Raw genomic sequence first — 20,273 nt, forward strand, 5'->3', positions numbered from 1 at the left:
ACCATCTAAGTCCGAGGTAATAAAATAAAAATCAGCATCAATATCTTAATTAAATATTGCGACTGTCTAAAAGTTCAAATCATTAGGCTGTTTCAACAGATTATTCATCTTTGATCTAGCAGTTTAACAATAACTATATTTACCATTTTCTACTACAGGAAAAAAAAGATTTATTCGTTACAACATAAAACTGCATATTCAAATGATGAATCTATAACTCTCAAAAAAACTATAAGAATATTATATTTAATCCAACAAAAACTAAACTGCTTTACACATGATTTTTACAGATCTATTGTATAAAGCTTGTCATTAATAGAAGTAAATATGAAGAAATCTAGCGCTATTTAATTCGTTATTTCTGATCTAGGCGAACACTATTTTCATTGTTAAAACAAGCAATGACATCATTATCTTTACGATTTAGATAATTTATCTTTTTTAGACATTTGGGCAGCAATGTCTCTATAAAAATAAATAAATAAACCAAAAATTAATATCGAGGCTCCGATCAAAATCATCATTGATAATTTTTCATGGTTTAATCCTGCACCAATTAATATTGCAAACATTGGTGTAATTACAGTCGCCAAAGAGAGTGTCGTCGCTGAAATAGATTGAACCAATTTAAAATAACAAAACATCGCTACCAATGATGACATAATCACAGAATATATAATCGCGAATAAAGATTTTCCTATAGGAATATGCGTTGGAAAGTGCTGCCAAATAAATGGAATTAATAAAAATGTAAATAATACGGAAAATAAAATAGAACCCGTTGCTTGAACCATTGGCTGTACTTGCGCATTTACATATTTTACCCAATACATCGATAAAACATAAATTGAAACGCTACACAGCATAAAGAAAATTCCAAGTGGCTGAACATGATTCCCTGAACCTGAAAAACAGATAATCACCAAACCAAGAATGGCAACTAACATTCCAATCCATTGAGAAAATTTTAAATTTTGTTTAAAAATAGCAAATCCAATAATTCCAGCAATAATTGGAGCCAAGCCAAACATTAATGAAATCATGCCTGAACTTAAATAATTTGTTGCGACATATGTAAAAGTTTGCGATCCAATAAACCCCATAGCACCAGCAAAATAACTATGCATTGCTTTGGAATGAAGTGGCAGTTTTTGTTTAATCACCAATAATAAAATAATTGCAATCGGTAATGCCAACCAAAATCGGAGTACCAATGCCCAAATATAATAAATATCTGACACACTCCAAACAATGGCCAAGGGTGTTGTTGCCCATATTAAAATTAATAAGACGTAATTCACCGTAATATTAAGCTGAGATGGCTGCATTATTCCTACTTTTAAACTGATGTTTTACGTTTTTGCTTTTGAATCATTTGATCTAAGGAACTTGAAAATTCTCGCTTATCTCGTTCTGAAATTGGAGGTGGCCCACCTGTTTGTACACCAGCACCACGCAAGGTATCCATAAAATCACGTAAATGTAATCGTGCTTTCACATTGGCTGAAGTATATATTTCACCACGAGGATGAATTGCAATTCCACCTTTTTCAATCACTTGTGCAGCTAAGGGAATATCTTGCGTGATCACAATATCATGTGCTTTCATTCGATCAACAATTTCTTGATCAGCCGAATCTGCACCACTTAGAACTTGGATAGAGTTAATCCGTATTGAGGGGGTAATTCCAACATTTTGATTCGCAACGAATGTTATTTCTATTTGATAACGATCTGATGCACGAATAATGACATCTCTTAATATTCTTGGCAGCGCATCTGCATCCACCCATACTTTAAATGGCAACACAAATTTTTCCCGATCTGAGTATGTTTCTATTGAATCAATAGTGAAATATAGATCTTACTCTTTAAACCACGATATACAAGATAAAACGCACGACAAAATGATTTTTATCGAGATAAAAATCATCATTTGTAAATCAAAAGCTTCTTTTCACATCATTTAAGATTATATTTTGCAATGTCCCTTGAAAAATGCAAAATATGCACGATCTAGTACTATAAATACAACACAAAATTATTTGAGCGTATGAACAATCAAAACTGCCCTGAAATCATTAAAATTCATGATGATAGTTTCGGAAGCCATGTTGAGCATTGGAGCTTACTCACGGATGAACCTACAACAGAAGTTCCAAAATGGTTAGGACAAGCCTTAGATGCTCCAGTAATGCCAATGGGATTATGTCACAGTGAAACAGACATGGATGAGAGTTCTTGGTTGATTCAAGGACCTAAAGGCTCTCCTATCTTACTTTCACAAGTCATTGCTGTTGAGGACAATAAACCCAAGTCAGTGAAAACAGCATTTCCATGCTTTAATAGCCCTTTTAAAACAGAAGCAAAAATTGATCGAATTATTAGCTGTGAATCAAATACACAAGCAGTGCTATGTTTAAATTTAGGGAATAACACAACTGTTTATGCCTTTGATTCACTCTATAGTGTCAATCATGCACATTATAAAAAAGATCACACATATTCTGTTCGACTTTATGGTTGGGCATATCACTTAGAACGGGTTTCTGATCATGAACAACTGGTTGTTGATGATCCTGCATCGATTAAACATCACCGTGCATTAAATGCAATTTTAGCTGAAAACAATGGGATCGCACCTACAAATTTACAAGAACAAATCGATGCTTGGGAACCACAGTGTGATGATGATAAAGCGCCAGTCACCGTCGATTTTTCAAAAATGGTTGCATATTTATATGGTGAAAAAATTGGTCAAGAAGATGAAGCATGGTGTCAAAGCAAAATTGTAGGTAAATCTACTTTTGAATTTAAAGATCATACCTATACCTTCTACGATATCACTTTATTCGCAGAGGAAGATCAACCTGCTATACTCGCTCGGATTGCCACAAAAGAAGATCAATTCAAAGACTTCCAAATTGGTCAATATATTCGTGGGAATATTTGGCTGCAAACGAATATTTTTTAATACTTCACTTCTATTATATATGCATAAGTCTAGAGGCTATATGTAATAGAAGTTCCTCACTCTCTGAACTTGAATCTTCGCGACATATAATATTTTAAAAAACCAATTCATTTAAAGTGAATTTTCACGATTACTATTCAAAGTCCTATCTCTCTGTTTTTTATTTTGACTATAGATCAAATATATGCCAAATCGGATTGAATATAATCTGCTCCAGATACAATCCAAATAATAATAAGATTAAATGAAATTAAATCTTTATTTAATCAAGTTTTTATGGTAGAAATGCATATAAGACATATATTAACGATAAATAGATCCGTGGAAAAATAATATCTATGAAAATCGTGCAAGAAGAAAATATACCTACAGTCCAACCGCGTGTATGGACAAAACCTAGACTTGATATTATCTCATGCCTTTTTTTTGTGTTAGGTATGTTTATTTGTGCTTATTTTTTGCATCATTTTATTTTGTAATATTATTATCTAAATACCGTATTTATAAATAAAAAGCCCATTTTAAATGGGCTTTTTATATTCAAAACTTATTAACCATGACGCTTCGCAAATTCATCCATAAAGTTAACCAAAGCTTGAACACCTTCAAGTGGAACTGCATTATAAATACTTGCACGCATCCCTCCCACTGAACGATGACCGGCTAAATTCAATAAATGATTTTGTTCTGCTTCTTGCAAGAATAATTTATCTAAAGCTTCATCGGCTAAAGTAAATGGAACATTCATAATTGAACGATTTGGTTTTGCAATTGGGTTTGCATAAAAATCACTTGAATCGATATAACCATAAAGTAAATTTGCTTTTTCAAGATTTACTTGATGCATTGCATCTACTCCACCATTTTCAAGTAGCCATTCAAATACTAAACCAGATAAATACCAAGCATATGTAGATGGAGTATTAACCATAGAACCATTTTTAGCTTGTGCAGAATATTTTAAAATACTTGGTGTTTCAGCTTTTGCTTGATCAAGTAAATCATCACGAATAATGACTAAAGTTAAACCCGCAGGTCCAATATTTTTTTGAGCACCTGCATAAATTAAGCCAAACTTACTGACATCTAATGGTGCAGACAAAATGCTTGATGAAAAATCAGAAACTAATGGCTTATCAGTTTCTGGAATTTCTGCGAACTGAATTCCACCAATTGTTTCATTATCTGCATAATGTACATATGCAGCATCATTTGAGAGCTTCCAAGTATTCTGCTGTGAAATTGCAAGCTTACCTTCAATTTGGATACCTGCTTCAACGACATTAATATCACCATAACGACGTGCTTCTTCTAGCGCTTTCTCAGACCAGATTCCAGTATGGATATAATCTGCTTTATTATTTTTACCCATTAAATTCAGAGGAATAGCTGAAAATTGTAATGATGCTCCACCTTGTAAGAACAATACTTTATAGTTCTCAGGAATATTCATAAGCTTACGTAGATCAGTTTCAGCTTTCTCTGCAACTACAACATAATCTTTACTACGATGACTCATTTCCATAATCGAAAGGCCTTTGCCCTGCCAATTAAGTAACTCAGATTGAGCTTTTTCTAATACAGCAGTAGGTAAAGCAGCAGGACCAGCACAGAAGTTATACGCGCGCATGATTTTTCCTTTCAAAGTGAAACACAATAAAATATGGGCATTTAACCATAAATTGGCATAATCTGCAGTAATTAATCCTGAAATTATTTCAATCGCATTTAACTCAAGAAATTATATTTTGAGTTTTTATTTAATATTCTTTTAGATCATTTCAAATAATATAAGTATAAAAAAGCATATAATTTAAAAGAATTTTAATTTTATTTAATGATTTTCATATTTAGTCTTTTGTTAAAATAAAAAAACATATCAACTGCCTTTAAATTTGATACATAGATGAATAAATACTTTATACTCCAATAAAAATTGCCTTTGCAACGAGTTGAGTCGATGGGTTACGAATCAGTTCACTTACTATCCACTTTAGGTTTAAAAATGATGAGTAATTCATTTAAAACAACATTAAAAATTGGATTTATTTCACTTTTATATTCTCATTATTCTGTACTTCATGCGGAAACTTTAAGTTATTATCAAGCGGAACAAAAAATAATTTCAGAGTCTTTTACAACGCAGGCAAGTCAAGCACTAGAACAAGCCTCTCAACTTCAAGCTGAAGCAATTAAAGGACTAGGACTACCCGTAATTAATTTCAATGTCCGCGCTATTTCATATCATGCAAAAGTTGACGTTCCACTCGGTTCGGTTAAAAATAATTTGGATCATTCGTTGGTTGATAAAGTGAATGGTCAAATTGACCAATGGCAAAGTAATAATGGCGGTATTCTTTCACCACAAGATGCCGATATTCTTAAACAAGGTGCAGCTCAAGGGATTAAAGATGGAATTGGTTTAATTCCTAACTCATATGACTTAACACTGAAAGATGAATCTATTCGACCTTCAGTTTCATTTGTTATGCCACTTTACACTGGTGGATTAACAACAAGTGCAAAAGAATTGGCAAAACTCCAAGCACAAAAAAGTAAAATCAGCTCAAAACAGCAACAAGACTTACAAAAACTAGAGATTATTCAAGCTTATTTTTCAGCACAATTACAAAAACAACTTTATGCATCGAGCCAATTCAACTCACAAGCAATGCAAAAACATTATAACAATGCCTTAAAACTTGAAAAACAAGGTTTTATTAGCAAAGGGCAACGTATGCAATTTGAAGTTGCTCGAAATGATGCGCTACGAATTCTGCAAACAACTGAAACGGTGTATAAAACGAGCTTATTTCGATTAAATAATCTTTTACAAAGTAACCAAATTCATGAATTAACAACGCCTTTATTTATTAATTCATCTCAAAATCAAGATTTAAATACACTGCTCACGACTTTCGAAGGAAACTCTAATTTAATCCGTCAATTGCAAACAGACACTCAGCTTGCCAACGTCAATATCAAAGCACAATATGCAGCAAAAAAACCCACTGTATTTGCCTTTGGTGAATACAGTTTAGAAAATAAAGAAAATTGGATTGTTGGTGTTGGTGCGACCTATAATTTATTTTCAGGCATAGATAAAAATAAAAATATTCAAGCAGCTGAATTACAAAAACGTGCCAGTGAGTTGCTCACTGCACGTACAAAACAGGAAATTGAAACCATTATTTATGCTTCATTTAATGAAGTTTCAAGTTCTTTAAAAAGTCATCAACTGCTTGAAGGTAATATCAAAGCTGCACAAGAAAATCTTCGTATTCAAGAATTATCTTTTAAAGAAGATATGGCTTCTGCAACACAAGTTATTGATGCACAAAATGCGTTAACTATAATTCATAGTGAAATGGCACTGAATGCTTATAAATATATAATATCACTTGCAACCCTTTTACAGAACTCTGGTTCTATTGATCAATTCCAGACGTATATCAATCAACCTAATACACACTATATCAAATAATTGGTGAGGAACTTATGACTGATCAACCTTCTAATGAGCAGACTCCAGAGCATCACTCACCCGAAAAAACAAAGAGTGAAAAAGATGCTCCATTATCTAAAAAAAATGCAGCACTGCTTAAAATTGCTTTAGTAATTTTTCTTATTCTAGTCATCAGTTTAATCAGCTTTGGCTTATGGAAAAGTTATCAACCTGATGAACTTGAACTTCAAGGTCGTGTTGAAGCAGAAACGATCTATGTCAGCACCAAAGTGCCTAGTCGTATAGAAGAGTTATATGTGGACGGTGGCGAACTGGTCAAAAAAGGACAACCTCTTGTTCGCTTACATAGCCCTGCTGTGGAGAATCAGAAAAAACAAGCACTTGCTGCATTACAGACCGCTTTAGCATTAAAATCTACCGCAGATCGTGGTCCACAAATAGAAAATATAGAAACCTTATATGCAAATTGGCAAGCCTTAAAAGCTCAAGCAGCACTTGCTCAAAATACCTTTCAGCGTGGTGCTAGACTTTATCAAGAAGGCGTTATTGCAAAACAACGTCATGATGAAATGCAAGCGGCTGCAACATCTTCAACCCAATTAGCTGAAGCTGGATATCAACAATATTTACGAGCTAAGCGCGGTAGTACACCACAGCAACTCTCTACGGCTGATGCACAGGTTGCAATTGCTCAAGCAGCAGTAGATGAAGTAAATTCATTGATTGCGGAAACGTTTCTACACTCCCCGATTGATGGAATTATTTCAAAAACCTATGGTAATGTTTCAGAGTTAGTTGCTATGGGTGTTCCGATTGTCAGTATTATTGATGAAAAAAGAACATGGGTCAGTCTAAACGTTCGTGAAGATCATTATGCTGATATCTACAAACGGAAAGAGTTAAACGGCTTTATTCCTGCACTCAATAAATCTGCAAAATTTAAAATTAAAGAAATTGAACCTCAGGGAGATTTTGCCACCATTAAAACCACTCGCCAAACAGGTGGATATGATATTCGGAGTTTCAAATTCCATTTAGTTCCTGTTGATGATATGCCTAATTTGAAAGTAGGTATGAGTGTGCTCTTTACGGTAAAAGAGGCAACAAAATAATGTGGATCGGCATACAGCGTGAATTAAAGTATTTAATCACCAATAAATGGGACCTGACTCTGGTGACGATTGTTCCTTTATTTTTAATTATTGTATTTAGCTGTATGTTCGCCCAAGGTGTACCTAAACATCTTCCGATTGCAATTATTGATCAAGATAATAGTAATTTAAGTCATAAAATTGAACACTATATTTCACTCAATGAAAAACTTAAAATTACAACAATTTCTCCTAGCCAAGTTCAAGTTGAACGCTTGCTCAATGAAAATACAATTTGGGGATATATCCATATCCCTGAAGGCGCTGAACAGCGCTTAGTTCAAGGGAAAGATGCTGAAATCAATATGGCATACAACCAAAGCTATTATAGTATTGGTGATATGATTTCTTCTGCCATGTTATCGAGTACATTACAAGCAACAGCAAATTTTATGGGAACTGAATATCTTGGTAATGATATTCCATATTTAAATATTCCCACGCCCAACGTTAAATTTTCATTATTGTTTAATCCAAATTTCAATTATGAATTTTATCTAGAACCTTATGTCATTCCTGCAATTTTTCATCTTTTATTGTCTTGCTGTGTCGCCTTTTCTATCGGACAGGAACTGAAAAATCGTACGACCAGTCAATGGTTAGAAGGCCAGACACTTTTTCAAGCCATTTTAACTAAAAACTTAGTCTATGTGATCATTTTTTCAGTATGGACTTGGGTGTGGATGGCTTGGCTCATTGGTGTTCGCGGTTGGTTTGTTGCAGGACATTTATGGTTAATTATCGTTGCTCAAATCTTATTCTATGCAGCTTATGGACTATTTAGTAGCTTAATTGTATTTGCAACCAAAAGATCACTCGAAACTTTCGGTGTTTTAGCAGTTTATGGTGGATCATCTTTAAGTTTTGCTGGTGTTACTCTTCCACTAACAAATGCACCATTATTTACTAAATTTTGGTCAGATTTTATTCCATATACCCATTATGCAAAATTACAAACACAACAATGGGTTATCGGCAGTCCTGTTGTGACTTCACTGACGCCATTTCTTGTTTTGGTTATTTTTTGCATAATCTGTTTCGCACTATCTATGGTGTTTTTCAAAATATATCTTAAAGGACTTAAAGCATGAGAGAGTTTTTTAAATATTATGGTGAAACATTCAAAAACATTGTAAAAAGTGAACCGATTGTATCGACACTAATCCTTTCAATTTTTTTCTATAGCTTCTTTTATCCAACTGCATATGAGGCACAACAACCTAAAAATTTACCTATTGTGATTGTTGATGAAGAAAATAGCGTGACCACATCAAAGATTATTGATGCTGTTTATCTTTCTCCCAATATTCATGTTAAAGCAATTACTGGCAACTTTGCTGAGGCAAAAAAATTAGTACAAGAAGAAAAAGCGGATGGTATTTTGTTATTACCTGATAACTTATCAAATAGCCTTCGTCGAGGAGAAATTGGCGGTGTTGGATTTTATTTGAGTGCTGCCAATTTACTCGCTTCTAAAACAATTGGTGCAGGTTTAGCAACCTCAGTAGAAGCAGCTTTAAAAGAACAAATTTCGCAATTAGGCCATATTACTCAATTTTCTTTTGTGATGCCTATTCATAAAATTCCTCTCTATAACACACTATCAGGTTACGGTAGTTATGTATTTCCAGCAATTTCTTCCTTGATTATTCATCAAACTATTATTCTTGGTTTAGGTATGCTAATTGCAGGTTATCGTGAGAAAAAATGGATTCCTAAAGTCAGTGAGTTTTGGGCAATTTTCTTTGCAATATTTACTGTTGGCTGTTTAGGTTGTTTATACTTTTTTGGATTTACCTTTTGGTATTATGATTATCCACATGGTGGAAATTTTTGGGGAATGCTTCTTGCTGTCCCTATTTTTGTCGGTTGTATTGTCGCACTTGCGATGTTGATCTCAACATTCATGGATTCTGCTGAACGTGTAGGTCATGTCATTGTTTCTACTTCTGTACCTTTATTTCTTCTTTCGGGTATTGCATGGCCTTTTGAAGCAATGCCGAGTTGGATTTATTGGATGGGCTCGATATTTCCATCCACAAGTGGCATACACATGTTCATTCAACTGAATCAAATGGGCGCACCTACAAGCCTTGTTGTTCCGAAGTTAATTTATTTAGCTACTTTTGGTCTGATCTGTCTTATTTTAGCATTTTATAGATTAAGAAATACGACAAACTATAGTTAATTAATGTCTAACAACATACATTCATCAATAAAAATGCAATCATTAATTGATATTTTATATAAAACTGTATCAAAATTATGCAAACAGGTATTCATTTTACAAAAATATTACGTCATTTACATCTTTAAGTAGCAGAATAAAGATTAACTCTACCCTATAAATTATTTCATGTGATATTTATTACATAAATACATCTGAAATAGTGCGGGTTTATTTCTTCTTAATCTTCTATTTGCAGAGCTGAGTATGAAAAAAAATAAAATTAGCCTTGCATGGCAAATTGTGATCGCTCTAATTTTAGGTGTCCTTGTTGGCTCTTTCCTGCATTATTCTCCTGAATACCGCGATACACTTGTGATCAATTTTTTGACACCGCTGGGGTCAATTTTTATCACGCTCATTAAAATGATTGTTATTCCACTTGTCGTATCTATGCTTATTTATGGTATTGCAAATACAACACATGGAAGCAATATAGGCAAACTCGGTTTCAAGACAATTCTATATTTCGAAATCGTAACGACCATTGCTATTTTAGTGGGTCTATTTGCAGCAAATATCTTCCAACCTGGTGCAGGCATTGATATGTCTGCCCTGACGCAAGTAGATATTTCTTCTTATCAAGAAACCACACACAAAGTGAGTGAGGGATCTCATAGTATTGTTCAGACGATTCTTTCTTTAATTCCTGCTAACTTTTTTACTGCACTGACCAGTGGGCAAATGTTACCGATCATTTTCTTTTCGGTGATGTTTGGTCTAGGTTTAGGTGCTTTAGAACATGAAGTTAAGCAACCGCTTTTAAAAGTACTTAATGCGGTATCAGAAGCAATGTTTAAAGTAACCCATATGATTATGCTATTTGCTCCTTTAGGTGTATTTGGCTTAATTTCAGCAACAGTTGCGAACTTTGGTTTTAGTTCACTCTTACCATTGGTTAAACTGGCTGTATTGGTTTACGCTGCGATGTTATTTTTTATCTTTGTTGTTTTAGGGCTGGTTGCAAAATTTTGCAATTTAAGTATTTGGGCAATTATTAAAATCTTAAAAGATGAGTTGATTCTTGCATATTCAACAGCAAGCTCTGAAACAGTATTACCTCGTATTATGGAAAAAATGGAAGCTTATGGTGCTCCAAAACCAATTATTAGTTTTGTCCTACCTATTGGCTACTCATTTAATCTCGATGGATCTACTCTTTACCAGAGTATAGCCGCAATCTTTATTGCACAGCTTTACGGTATTGATCTGACAGTTACTCAGCAAGTTATTTTAGTACTTACCCTGATGATTACCTCTAAAGGAATTGCAGGCGTCCCTGGCGTTTCATTTGTGGTACTTCTTGCAACTTTGGGAAGTGTTGGTATTCCACTCGAAGGGCTCGCATTTATTGCAGGGATTGATCGTATCTTAGATATGGCACGTACTGTGGTAAACGTTGTAGGAAATGCACTGGCTGTTCTTGTCATTAGTAAATGGGAAGGACAATTCGATGAAGAAAAGCAAATGAATTACAGTATTGCTAAAAATAATGAACTCTAAGTTTATTAATTAAAAGGGTGCATCTGCACCCTTTTAAATTTTTTAGAAATAAAGCACCAAAATAAATTCAAAATTTGAATCTAATTTACTTAACCTTTAAAACGACTCGGGCGATAACTATCTGGAATTTTGTGATTTAAACCATCTATGATTTCTTCAGATACTAACTTTCCAATCGTTGCAGCACAGGTTACCGCAGGGTGCATTACTGCAATATAAATGTCTTCCTGATCATCCAGAAACCCAAGAATCGGAACACCATCTTCTGGTATAGGTCTTTGTCCAACAGATGAATGTTTAAGAGAAATCGATACTGTTCCTTTCAATCTTTTTTGAATAGAAATTTGAGCCTCATTGGCAATTTCCTGTACGTTTTTTGTTGTTAAATAATCTTCCGCTGCGAATAAATCTCCATTTCGTGTATGGCGCACCTCAAGATCATCACCCGAAACAATGGTATTCACCACTGGACTGGGTACTGAAAATTTTAACAATATTGCTGGAGAAGCAAGTACGGGAATCTGAATATTCATCTTCTCCGTTAATGATGGAATCGCAACACCACAGGTTAAGATAATACAATCCGCATCTAAAGTTTCATGAGAAGTACACACACCTAATTTGCCGCCCTCTCTTTTTAGCAGATGAGTGACCGTTGTTTGTGTTTTTAATCTAGCTCCAAGCTCACATGCTTTATCTAACAAAGTTAGTGTCGCTTCTTTGGCATCAATCGCGCCATCCATTTGCGTATAATAACCAATGAGTGGTGGTGTACTCATCGCAGGAACGAGTTGAGATATTTCGGTTTGAGCCAGAATAATCTCATCGGGTAATTTTTGTGAAAGAGGTTTAGCGTATTTTAAAGAACCCTTCCACTGAATTGCTAATTCAGGAATGTGCTGTTCTAAATTCATCCAATCTGTTACAGCTGCTCTACGCAGCATTACATCCGGCGCATCATCCGCTACAGCACTTGTTATCCAACCAAAAGCACTTCCAGTTGCACCACTTGCTGGTTGATCTTTTTCAACAATTGTTACACCGACTCCTTGTTTTGCAAGATGATAAGCAACAGATGCTCCTAATATACCTGCGCCAATAATCACTACTTTTTTTCTTGGGTTAAGCATGCTTACCATCTCTACGCAATAATATTAAACACAAATAAATAAAAATGGACTTTTCCTTTTGACCTATCATCGCTTCAACGCAAGTCATTACGATTTAAAATCATTTTAATCTTGATCTTACTACATTCATTTAATTGAAGATCAAAAATATATTTAACCCACAGTCATATTGTCATTAAAATCGCAACCGATTCGTTCTTTTTCAATCAAAATAACCTTATCAATCCAATATATTTCCACCCATTGCCGCAATGAGTTGAGCCGTATTATCAAATTGCATCTTGATCAGTGTTAGTTCATTCTGTTCAGCTTGTAATCTAATATTTTGAGCACTCGTGACTTCAAGATAACTAACTAAACCTGAATGATAACGGCGATTTACCACTCGCTCATTTTCTAATGCCAATTGTAAAAGTTGTTTTTGCTCATTTTTTTGTTGATTAAAGCTCGCTGCTTGTAAAAGCGCATCTTCAACCTCTTTCCATCCATTTAAAATGGCTTGCTTATAAGCTAGTGTTTTCTCATCATAATCGGCTTGTGCTGCTGCAATCTCAGCTTTACGCTTCCCACCATCAATAAAAATAGCACTTGCTTTTCCACCTGCTGACCATAAATATTGTGGTGCTTGTAAAAGTTGGCTAAATGTCTGACCATTGATTGCCGTATTTAGTCCAATACTTAAATCGGGTAACCATGCTGTTTGTGCTAAACCCAATTGTGCATGACTTGCAGCCAATTCACGCTCTGCATATAAAACATCTGGTCGTTGCAGTAACAATCTACTTGGAATTTGTGTTGGAATTATAGGCGCTTGCATACGCTGATGTTGCTTATTCAACTGAAATTCAGCAACAGATTTTCCTTGCAATACGGCCAGAATATTTTCTTGTAATTGACGTTCACGCTGTTTTTCAATATGTTGAATATGTACTTGCTTGAGTTGAGTCTCGGCTTGAATCACATCGGCTCTGGCGACCATTCCAGATGCATATTGATTTTTTAAAATCTGTAAGGAACGTGTATAACTTAGCTCAGTTTGTTGAAAAATGTCTAGCTGTGCATCAATTGTACGAATCTGCCAATATGCTTGCATCGCCAAAAGTTGCTGATTTAACCTCACCGCCTGTAAATCAATTTTTGCTGCATCTACATGTGCTTGTTGACCTTCTATTGCTTTGGCAATTCGCCCCCACACATCGGGCATCCAACTCACTTGCAGATCACTATCAAATCGTCCACCTGATGAAATACTTTTGCCTCCTTCTCTCTTCATAGAAGCACTTCCAACAATCATCGGCTGTTTAACGGCGCGTTGCTGCTCTAGCAAAGCATGCGCATAGCGAAATCGTGCTTCTGCTTGCTTTAAATTTAAGTTTTCCTGATTAAGTTGAAGAATTAACTGATTAAGTTGAGGATCTTCATAGATATGCCACCAATTTTCACGAGAAACGTTGATGGACTGTGTTTCTTGCCAATTTAAGCCCGCATAGCGATATTGTTCATGTGCTTGAATTTCAGGTTTTTGATATTCTGATAGGCGTATTTTTGCTGTAGAAGCACAAGCTGTTAAAATAACTAAGCCACTAAGACATAACATATTTTTATAGAATAAAGTGTGCATACACATGTTCCTATTTGTCTAAATCTAAGATCGTTTTACGATTTGAACGCTGAAATAAATGTGTAAACTTATCTAGCAATACATACATTACAGGTGTGGTGTACAACGTGAGAAGTTGCGCCAAAGCAAGCCCACCAACAATCACAACACCAAGTGGCTGCCTTAGCTCAGCACCTTCTCCCCAGCTAAATGCCAAAGGAATTGCACCCAATAAAGCTGCCGTATTGGTCATTAGAATTGGACGAAAACGTAAAGACGCGGCTGATAACACAGCAGTCAATGCAGACGCCCCTTTGCGCCGTTCTTGTAAGGTAAAGTCGATGAGTAGAATGGCATTTTTGACCACAATACCCACTAATAAAAACATTCCTAACAAGGCAATGAGTGTAAATTTAAAATTAAATAACCAGAGCGTAAATAATGCACCCAAAGCAACCGCTGGCACAGTAGATAAGATCGTTAAAGGATGTATGACACTTTCATAGGTAATGCCTAAAAGGATATAAATCAAACAAATAACAGTGAGCATTAATAAAGGTGTACTCAATCCAGATTGTAAACTAGAGGATTGAACATCTTCTGCTGAAGTCACAAAGATCTCATTGGGTAGCATCACTTCTGGTAAAATACTTCGAATTGCTGCGTCCGCCTGTTCATAGCTATATTCCTTCTTCACGACATAGCCAATACCCATTGCAGCATACTGATTACGGCGTGACACACGATCATTGGCCAGACCATAAGACCATGTCGAAAAATTGCTCAGCGGTACATATTCTCCATCTTGATTTGGGACGCTTACATTTTCAAGTGACTCTGGATGCTCCGTAAAACGTCGATCGACTTCCATCACCACATGAAATTGATTACTTTGATCATAAATTGTCGAAATTTGACGCTGTGAAAAAGAATTATTTAAAACACTCGAAATACTTTCAATATTGACCCCTAATCGCTGGGCAGCTTCACGATCAATATCTAAAATAACCTGCTGAGCACCCTCATCACCTATGGTTTCAACCTCTTCAAGTTCTGGTAGCTTTTCCATTGCTAAAGCGACTTTAGGCGCCCATTCACGTAATAGTCCTACATTATCTGACTGTAAGAGTAAAGTATAATCTTGCCCACTCCCACTTGAAAATGGATCATCTAATGCCAACTCTTGTTCGACACGTGCTGAAAAAATAGCTCCCGCTTGCCATGGCGCATTTCGCTTAATTCGTTCTACTATTTCATAGGTTGAAGCACCATCTCGCTGATCTTTCGGTTTTAAACTAATCATGAAAAATGAATTGGTGATTCCACCCGAACCGCCTGATATCCCCACAACATCCTTAACCGCTGCATCTTTTAAAATACTTTGACTAAAATCAGCAATTTTTGGCTGCATCACCTGAAAAGAAAATCCATCATCGCCACGAATAAAAGCAGTAACTCGTCCTGTATCTTGTTCTGGTAATACACGTTTGGGCAATGTTTGATATAAATAAACCGATGCAGCAATTGCACCACCCCACAGTAAAATGACGATATAACTATGTCCAATTAACCACTTTAAAGAATGTAAATAGCCATGATTGAGTTTTTGCATACAAGAATGACTAAGTTTAAATAACACATTATTTTTATAATGCTTTAAAGGTTTGAGACAACGTGCAGATAAACTTGGCGTTAATACCAGTGAAATAATCGTTGATAAAATGACAATAAAAATAAGTGTCAGTGAAAATTCCTTGAAAAGTCGCTCAATCACCCCACCCATAAATAATACAGATATAAAAATAACAACCAAAGTTGCATTCATTGCAATTAGTGTTATGCCAACTTCTTGAATCCCTTTTACAGCAGCTTGTAATGGTGTTTCACCTTGCTCTATATGTCGCTCAATATTTTCTAAAACAACAATGGCATCATCTACAACTAAACCAATAGCAACAATTACCGCCATAATTGAAAGATTATTTAATGAAAAACCAGCAAGATAAATTAAACTACATGCTCCAATTAATGCTACAAGCATTGCAATGCTTGGCACCAATGCACTTTGTAAACGTCCTAGCATCAGAACGACCACAAGAATCACCAATAACATCGAAAAGACTAACGTCTTACCTGCTTCATTTAAGCCAGCGCGGATATTCTCAGCACCATCAATTACCGATGTCAACTCAGCATCTGCTGGTATAAGTGAACTGAGTTGCGGGAGTTTTTGTTTGATTTCTTCAATGACACTTACGGTATTCGCATTAGGTTGGCGATTAATTTTAATAATGACCGCAGGCTTTCCATTATGAAAACCACTAACATAACGGTTTTCAACATCATCCTGAACATCAGCCACATCTTTTAAACGAACAATATTCTGTGCATTTTTATGCACCACCAGATTCGCAAAATCTGCTGCATTCATTAAATGAGATGAAAGAGCAACTTGCCAGCGCAATTCAGCGGTCTCTACAATACCCAGTGCTTGTATAGTATTGCTTTGTGCAATTGCAGCTCTTACTTGCTCTAACGACACGCCTTGTGAAATTAATGCATTCGGATTTAAAGTAATTCGTACTGCTGGCATAGATGCACCATCAATACTGACATCACCGACACCATTAATTTGCGCTAAATTGGGTTGTAATCTACTGCTGGCAATTTCATATAACTTCCCCGCTGATAAATGTGGCGAACTCAAAGCTAAATAAAAAATTGGGCTTTGACTTGGATTAATTTTAAAATATTCAGGCGGACTCGGCATCCCTGAAGGAAGCTGTGGAATAGCAACGTTAATTGCAGCCTGCACTTCTCTTGCGGCTTCATTAATATCTGTATTCAAATCAAAATGTAATACAACTTGAGTGGCACTTTGATTACTGGACGAGTTAATCGCTTTAACTCCAGATACACCCATCATTGCCCGTTCTAAAGGTGTTGCGACCGTTGCAGACATACTCTCTGGACTTGCACCTGGTAAACTCGCACGAACAACAATCGTTGGAATATCTGCTTGTGGTAATGCTGCAACAGGTAACCGAAAATATGCCAATATTCCAAGCAATACGATGGCAATCGCAATTAATGTACTTGCTACAGGACGATGAATAAAAATAGAAAGCAAACTCAAAGTATGCCCCCTGTTTCACTCGATTTTTCTAAATGTATATCTCGGTTAGACCGTTGAAAGCGATCAAAAAACAAGTAAACAACAGGTGTCGTAAATAAGGTTAATAGTTGACTGACTATCAAGCCACCAACCATCACAATGCCTAATGGCTGGCGTAATTCTGCCCCAGAACCGGATGCGAGCATTAAAGGAATTGCACCCACTAATGCTGCTAGTGTTGTCATTAAAATGGGACGAAACCGCATTAATGCTGCTTGATAAATTGCTTTTTCTGGTGATAATCCTTCATTGCGCTGTGCTGCCAAAGCAAAATCAACCATCATAATGCCATTTTTCTTCACCAAACCAATTAGTAGAATAATGCCAATCAATGCAATCATATCTAAAGGTCGGTTGACCATTAATAATGCCAATAATCCACCAATTGCTGCGGATGGAAGTGTTGAAAGAATCGTAATGGGGTGAATAAAACTTTCGTATAAAATCCCCAGTACAATATACATTGTCACAATAGCAGCAACGATAAGCCAAAATGTATGATCAAGAGAACTTTCAAATGCCGCAGCTGCACCTTGTAATTTCATACTAATTTCTGGAGGAAATTTCATGTTATTTTCTACACGCTGAATAGCTTTTATTCCTTCACCTAAAGAAATGCCTTCTGCTAAATTAAATGAAATACTATGTGCTGGAAATTGTGCTTGTTGCTGTAAAATAGTGGCTGTTCTTTTCTGTGTAATGGAGGCAACCGAACTTAATAATATCGACTCACCTTCTGCATTTTGAATGTATATTTGATTAAGGGCATCCAAGCCATTAGATAAATTCGATGCTAATTCCAATACAATACGATATTGATTCGACTGTGTATAAAGCGTAGCAATTTGTCTTTGCGCAAATAAATTTTGTAAAGCCAAACTAATATCTTCAACACTTAAACCTAAACGAGCAGCAACATCTCGATGAATATCAATAAATGCCTGTAACCCTTGTCCGCCCTCTTCACTAGTCACATCTGAAAATTCAGGTTGTTGACGTAATGCATTAACGAGCATTGGTGTAAATTCTTCTAAATCTGCATTTTTTGCAGCTGATACACTCAGTTGATATTGTGTTCGACTAATTTTATCTTCAATACTGAGTTCCTGTACAGGTTGCATCCACCCCTGTATTCCCTGTATATCTTGGAATTGCACTTTCAAGCGTGCCATGACCTGACTCGCCTGATCTCGTTCTGCATGAGGTTTTAAATTAATTAAAATACGACCATTACTAAGTTTTGGATTGTTTGCATCAATGCCGATAAATGAAGATAAGCTTTCAACTGCTGGATCTTTTAAAATCTGAGCTGCTAATGTTTGCTGACGATCACTCATCGCTTGAAATGAAATATCATCTGGTGCTTCTGTCACGACCTGTATGACACCACTATCTTGTATTGGAAAAAATCCTTTCGGAATCAACCAATATAATCCACCAGCTAAAATGACAGTACTGAACATCACAGCCAAAGTGATTTTTTGATGACGAAGTACCCACTGTAGCGCCTTAGCATATTGCTGAATAACAGGCTCTAACCCCCATTTTTCTTGATGTTTTCTCGGCTTAGGATTTTTTAATAAATAAGCACACATCATTGGCGTTAAGGTTAATGAAACCACCAATGACAATGCTATGGCAACAGCAAGTGTTACTGCAAACTCATGGAATAGTCGCCCGACAATATCACCCATAAATAGTAATGGAATCAGCACTGCAATAAGTGAAACTGTTAAAGAAATGAGTGTAAATCCAATTTCCTTTGAGCCCTTAAGTGCTGCTTGTAATAAACTTTCACCCGCTTCCCGATGGCGAGTAATGTTTTCTAACATGACAATAGCATCATCTACAACAAAACCTGTGGCAATGGTTAAAGCCATTAACGTGAGGTTATTAATAGAAAAGCCTAAAAAATACATGAGTACAAATGTACCAATAATCGAAAGTGGCACTGCAATACTGGGAATAATGGTCGCCGAAAAATTTCTTAAAAATAAAAAAGTCACCATAACCACAAGACAAACAGCAAAAACTAATTCTTTTTGTACATCTTTAATCGAACTGCGAATACTTTCGGTTCGGTCAGTCAAAACTCGTATTTCTACATTATCTGGTAAGTTTTTTTGAAGTTCTGGTAATATTTGTTTAATCTGATCTGCCACTTGAATTACATTGGCATTCGGTTGGCGCTGGATATTGACTAAAATAGCAGACTCACTACCTGCCCATGCTGCCATATAGCGATCTTCACTACCCTCTATAATCTGTGCAACATCTTTTAAACGAATTGGTGCGCCATTATTCCATCTTAAAATTAAATTCTCATAATCTGCAATCGAACGAATTTGATCATTTGCATCAAGCATTGTTGTCCGAAAAGGACCATCAAAACTGCCTTTAGGCTGATTAGAATTTGCGGCATTAATGGCAGAACTCACATCTTCTGCACTCATTTTAAATGATGCTAATGCTGTCGGATTCATTTGCACACGAATTGCAGGACGCTGTCCACCTGCAAGACTCACCATTCCAACACCTGAAAGTTGAGAAAGTTTTTGTGCAACACGTGTATCGACCATGTCATAAACAGTCGGTAAAGCTAATGTTTTTGAGCTTACTGCTAAGGTAATCACAGGAACATCCGCTGGATTTACTTTCCGATAGACAGGTGGCGCAGCTAAGTCACGCGGTAATTTACTACTGGCAGTACTTAATGCAGATTGAACTTCTTGTTCAACAACCCCTAGGTCTGCTGTCAATTCAAACTGTAATGTAATTACTGAAGCCCCCACAGAGCTGGTTGAAGAAACTTGCTTCAAACCCGCAATTTTCCCCATTTCTCTTTCTAGAGGAACTGTAATTGTCCGTTGTACCGTATCTGGATTCGCACCAGATTGAAACGTATAGATTTGAATTATTGGATAGTCGACTTGCGGTAAAGCAGAAACAGGTAAAAAACGCCAAACAAGCAATCCACTAAACAATAAAGCTAACATCAAAAGTACAGTTGCTACAGGACGCAATATAAAAAAACGCGATATATTCAT

The 20,273-nt window shown here is 35.8% G+C and carries 13 protein-coding genes; 6 read left to right on the forward strand and 7 right to left on the reverse strand.

Translation table 11 applies throughout. The features are described from left to right. Positions 1 to 416: 416 nt before the first annotated feature. Positions 417 to 1,328, reverse strand: a complete 912-nt coding sequence (locus tag B9T31_RS03770) for a DMT family transporter (RefSeq protein WP_086180630.1) — start codon at positions 1,326 to 1,328, stop codon at positions 417 to 419. An 11-nt stretch (positions 1,329 to 1,339) separates the two neighbouring features. Continuing rightward, a complete protein-coding gene (locus B9T31_RS03775) occupies positions 1,340 to 1,840 on the reverse strand; it encodes a YaiI/YqxD family protein (protein WP_416202516.1) in 501 nt (166 codons plus the stop codon). A gap of 213 nt (positions 1,841 to 2,053) precedes the next feature. Between B9T31_RS03775 and B9T31_RS03780 the strand changes: the two genes are divergently transcribed. Continuing rightward, positions 2,054 to 2,974: a hypothetical protein gene (locus B9T31_RS03780; RefSeq protein ID WP_086180632.1), complete on the forward strand. Its 921-nt coding sequence runs from the start codon at positions 2,054 to 2,056 to the stop codon at positions 2,972 to 2,974. Between the two features lie 550 nt (positions 2,975 to 3,524). Here B9T31_RS03780 and serC read toward each other — a convergent pair. Beyond that, positions 3,525 to 4,604, reverse strand: a complete 1,080-nt coding sequence (gene serC, locus B9T31_RS03785) for a 3-phosphoserine/phosphohydroxythreonine transaminase (protein ID WP_086180633.1) — start codon at positions 4,602 to 4,604, stop codon at positions 3,525 to 3,527. Between the two features lie 330 nt (positions 4,605 to 4,934). Here serC and B9T31_RS03790 point away from each other — a divergent pair, with 330 nt between their 5' ends. The 5 genes from B9T31_RS03790 (at position 4,935) to gltP (ending at position 11,321) form a co-directional block, all read left to right on the forward strand. Continuing rightward, positions 4,935 to 6,458, forward strand: a complete 1,524-nt coding sequence (locus B9T31_RS03790; RefSeq protein WP_228145975.1) for a TolC family protein — start codon at positions 4,935 to 4,937, stop codon at positions 6,456 to 6,458. A 14-nt stretch (positions 6,459 to 6,472) separates the two neighbouring features. After that, complete coding sequence (locus B9T31_RS03795; RefSeq protein ID WP_086180634.1) at positions 6,473 to 7,552, forward strand: HlyD family secretion protein; 1,080 nt, start codon at positions 6,473 to 6,475, stop codon at positions 7,550 to 7,552. Further along, positions 7,552 to 8,682, forward strand: a complete 1,131-nt coding sequence (locus tag B9T31_RS03800; protein WP_086180635.1) for an ABC transporter permease — start codon at positions 7,552 to 7,554, stop codon at positions 8,680 to 8,682. The genes B9T31_RS03795 and B9T31_RS03800 overlap by 1 nt, the downstream gene beginning before the upstream one ends. Continuing rightward, entirely contained in the window at positions 8,679 to 9,779 is a 1,101-nt protein-coding gene (locus B9T31_RS03805) for an ABC transporter permease (RefSeq protein WP_086180636.1), read from the forward strand. The genes B9T31_RS03800 and B9T31_RS03805 overlap by 4 nt, the downstream gene beginning before the upstream one ends. 246 nt (positions 9,780 to 10,025) lie before the next feature. Next, positions 10,026 to 11,321 carry a glutamate/aspartate:proton symporter GltP gene (gltP, locus tag B9T31_RS03810; RefSeq protein ID WP_086180637.1) on the forward strand — a complete coding sequence of 432 codons (1,296 nt, stop codon included), beginning with the start codon at positions 10,026 to 10,028 and terminating at the stop codon, positions 11,319 to 11,321. 89 nt (positions 11,322 to 11,410) lie between these two features. Here the strand turns inward: gltP and B9T31_RS03815 are convergent, their stop codons facing one another. From B9T31_RS03815 to B9T31_RS03830, 4 genes are all read right to left on the reverse strand, one after another. Then, entirely contained in the window at positions 11,411 to 12,451 is a 1,041-nt protein-coding gene (locus tag B9T31_RS03815; protein ID WP_086180791.1) for an NAD(P)/FAD-dependent oxidoreductase, read from the reverse strand. 220 nt (positions 12,452 to 12,671) lie between these two features. Beyond that, positions 12,672 to 14,072, reverse strand: a complete 1,401-nt coding sequence (locus B9T31_RS03820; protein WP_086180638.1) for an efflux transporter outer membrane subunit — start codon at positions 14,070 to 14,072, stop codon at positions 12,672 to 12,674. A 10-nt stretch (positions 14,073 to 14,082) separates the two neighbouring features. Then, positions 14,083 to 17,187 (reverse strand): efflux RND transporter permease subunit, encoded by a 3,105-nt coding sequence (locus B9T31_RS03825; protein ID WP_086180639.1) that lies wholly within the window; start codon positions 17,185 to 17,187, stop codon positions 14,083 to 14,085. Next, the gene (locus tag B9T31_RS03830) at positions 17,184 to 20,273 is read right to left on the reverse strand and encodes an efflux RND transporter permease subunit (protein ID WP_086180640.1); all 3,090 of its coding nucleotides are present in this window, start codon (positions 20,271 to 20,273) and stop codon (positions 17,184 to 17,186) included. Before B9T31_RS03830 ends, B9T31_RS03825 begins: the two co-directional genes overlap by 4 nt.

Origin of the sequence: Acinetobacter sp. ANC 4558, assembly GCF_002135375.1 — a bacterium.
Taxonomy (GTDB): domain Bacteria; phylum Pseudomonadota; class Gammaproteobacteria; order Pseudomonadales; family Moraxellaceae; genus Acinetobacter.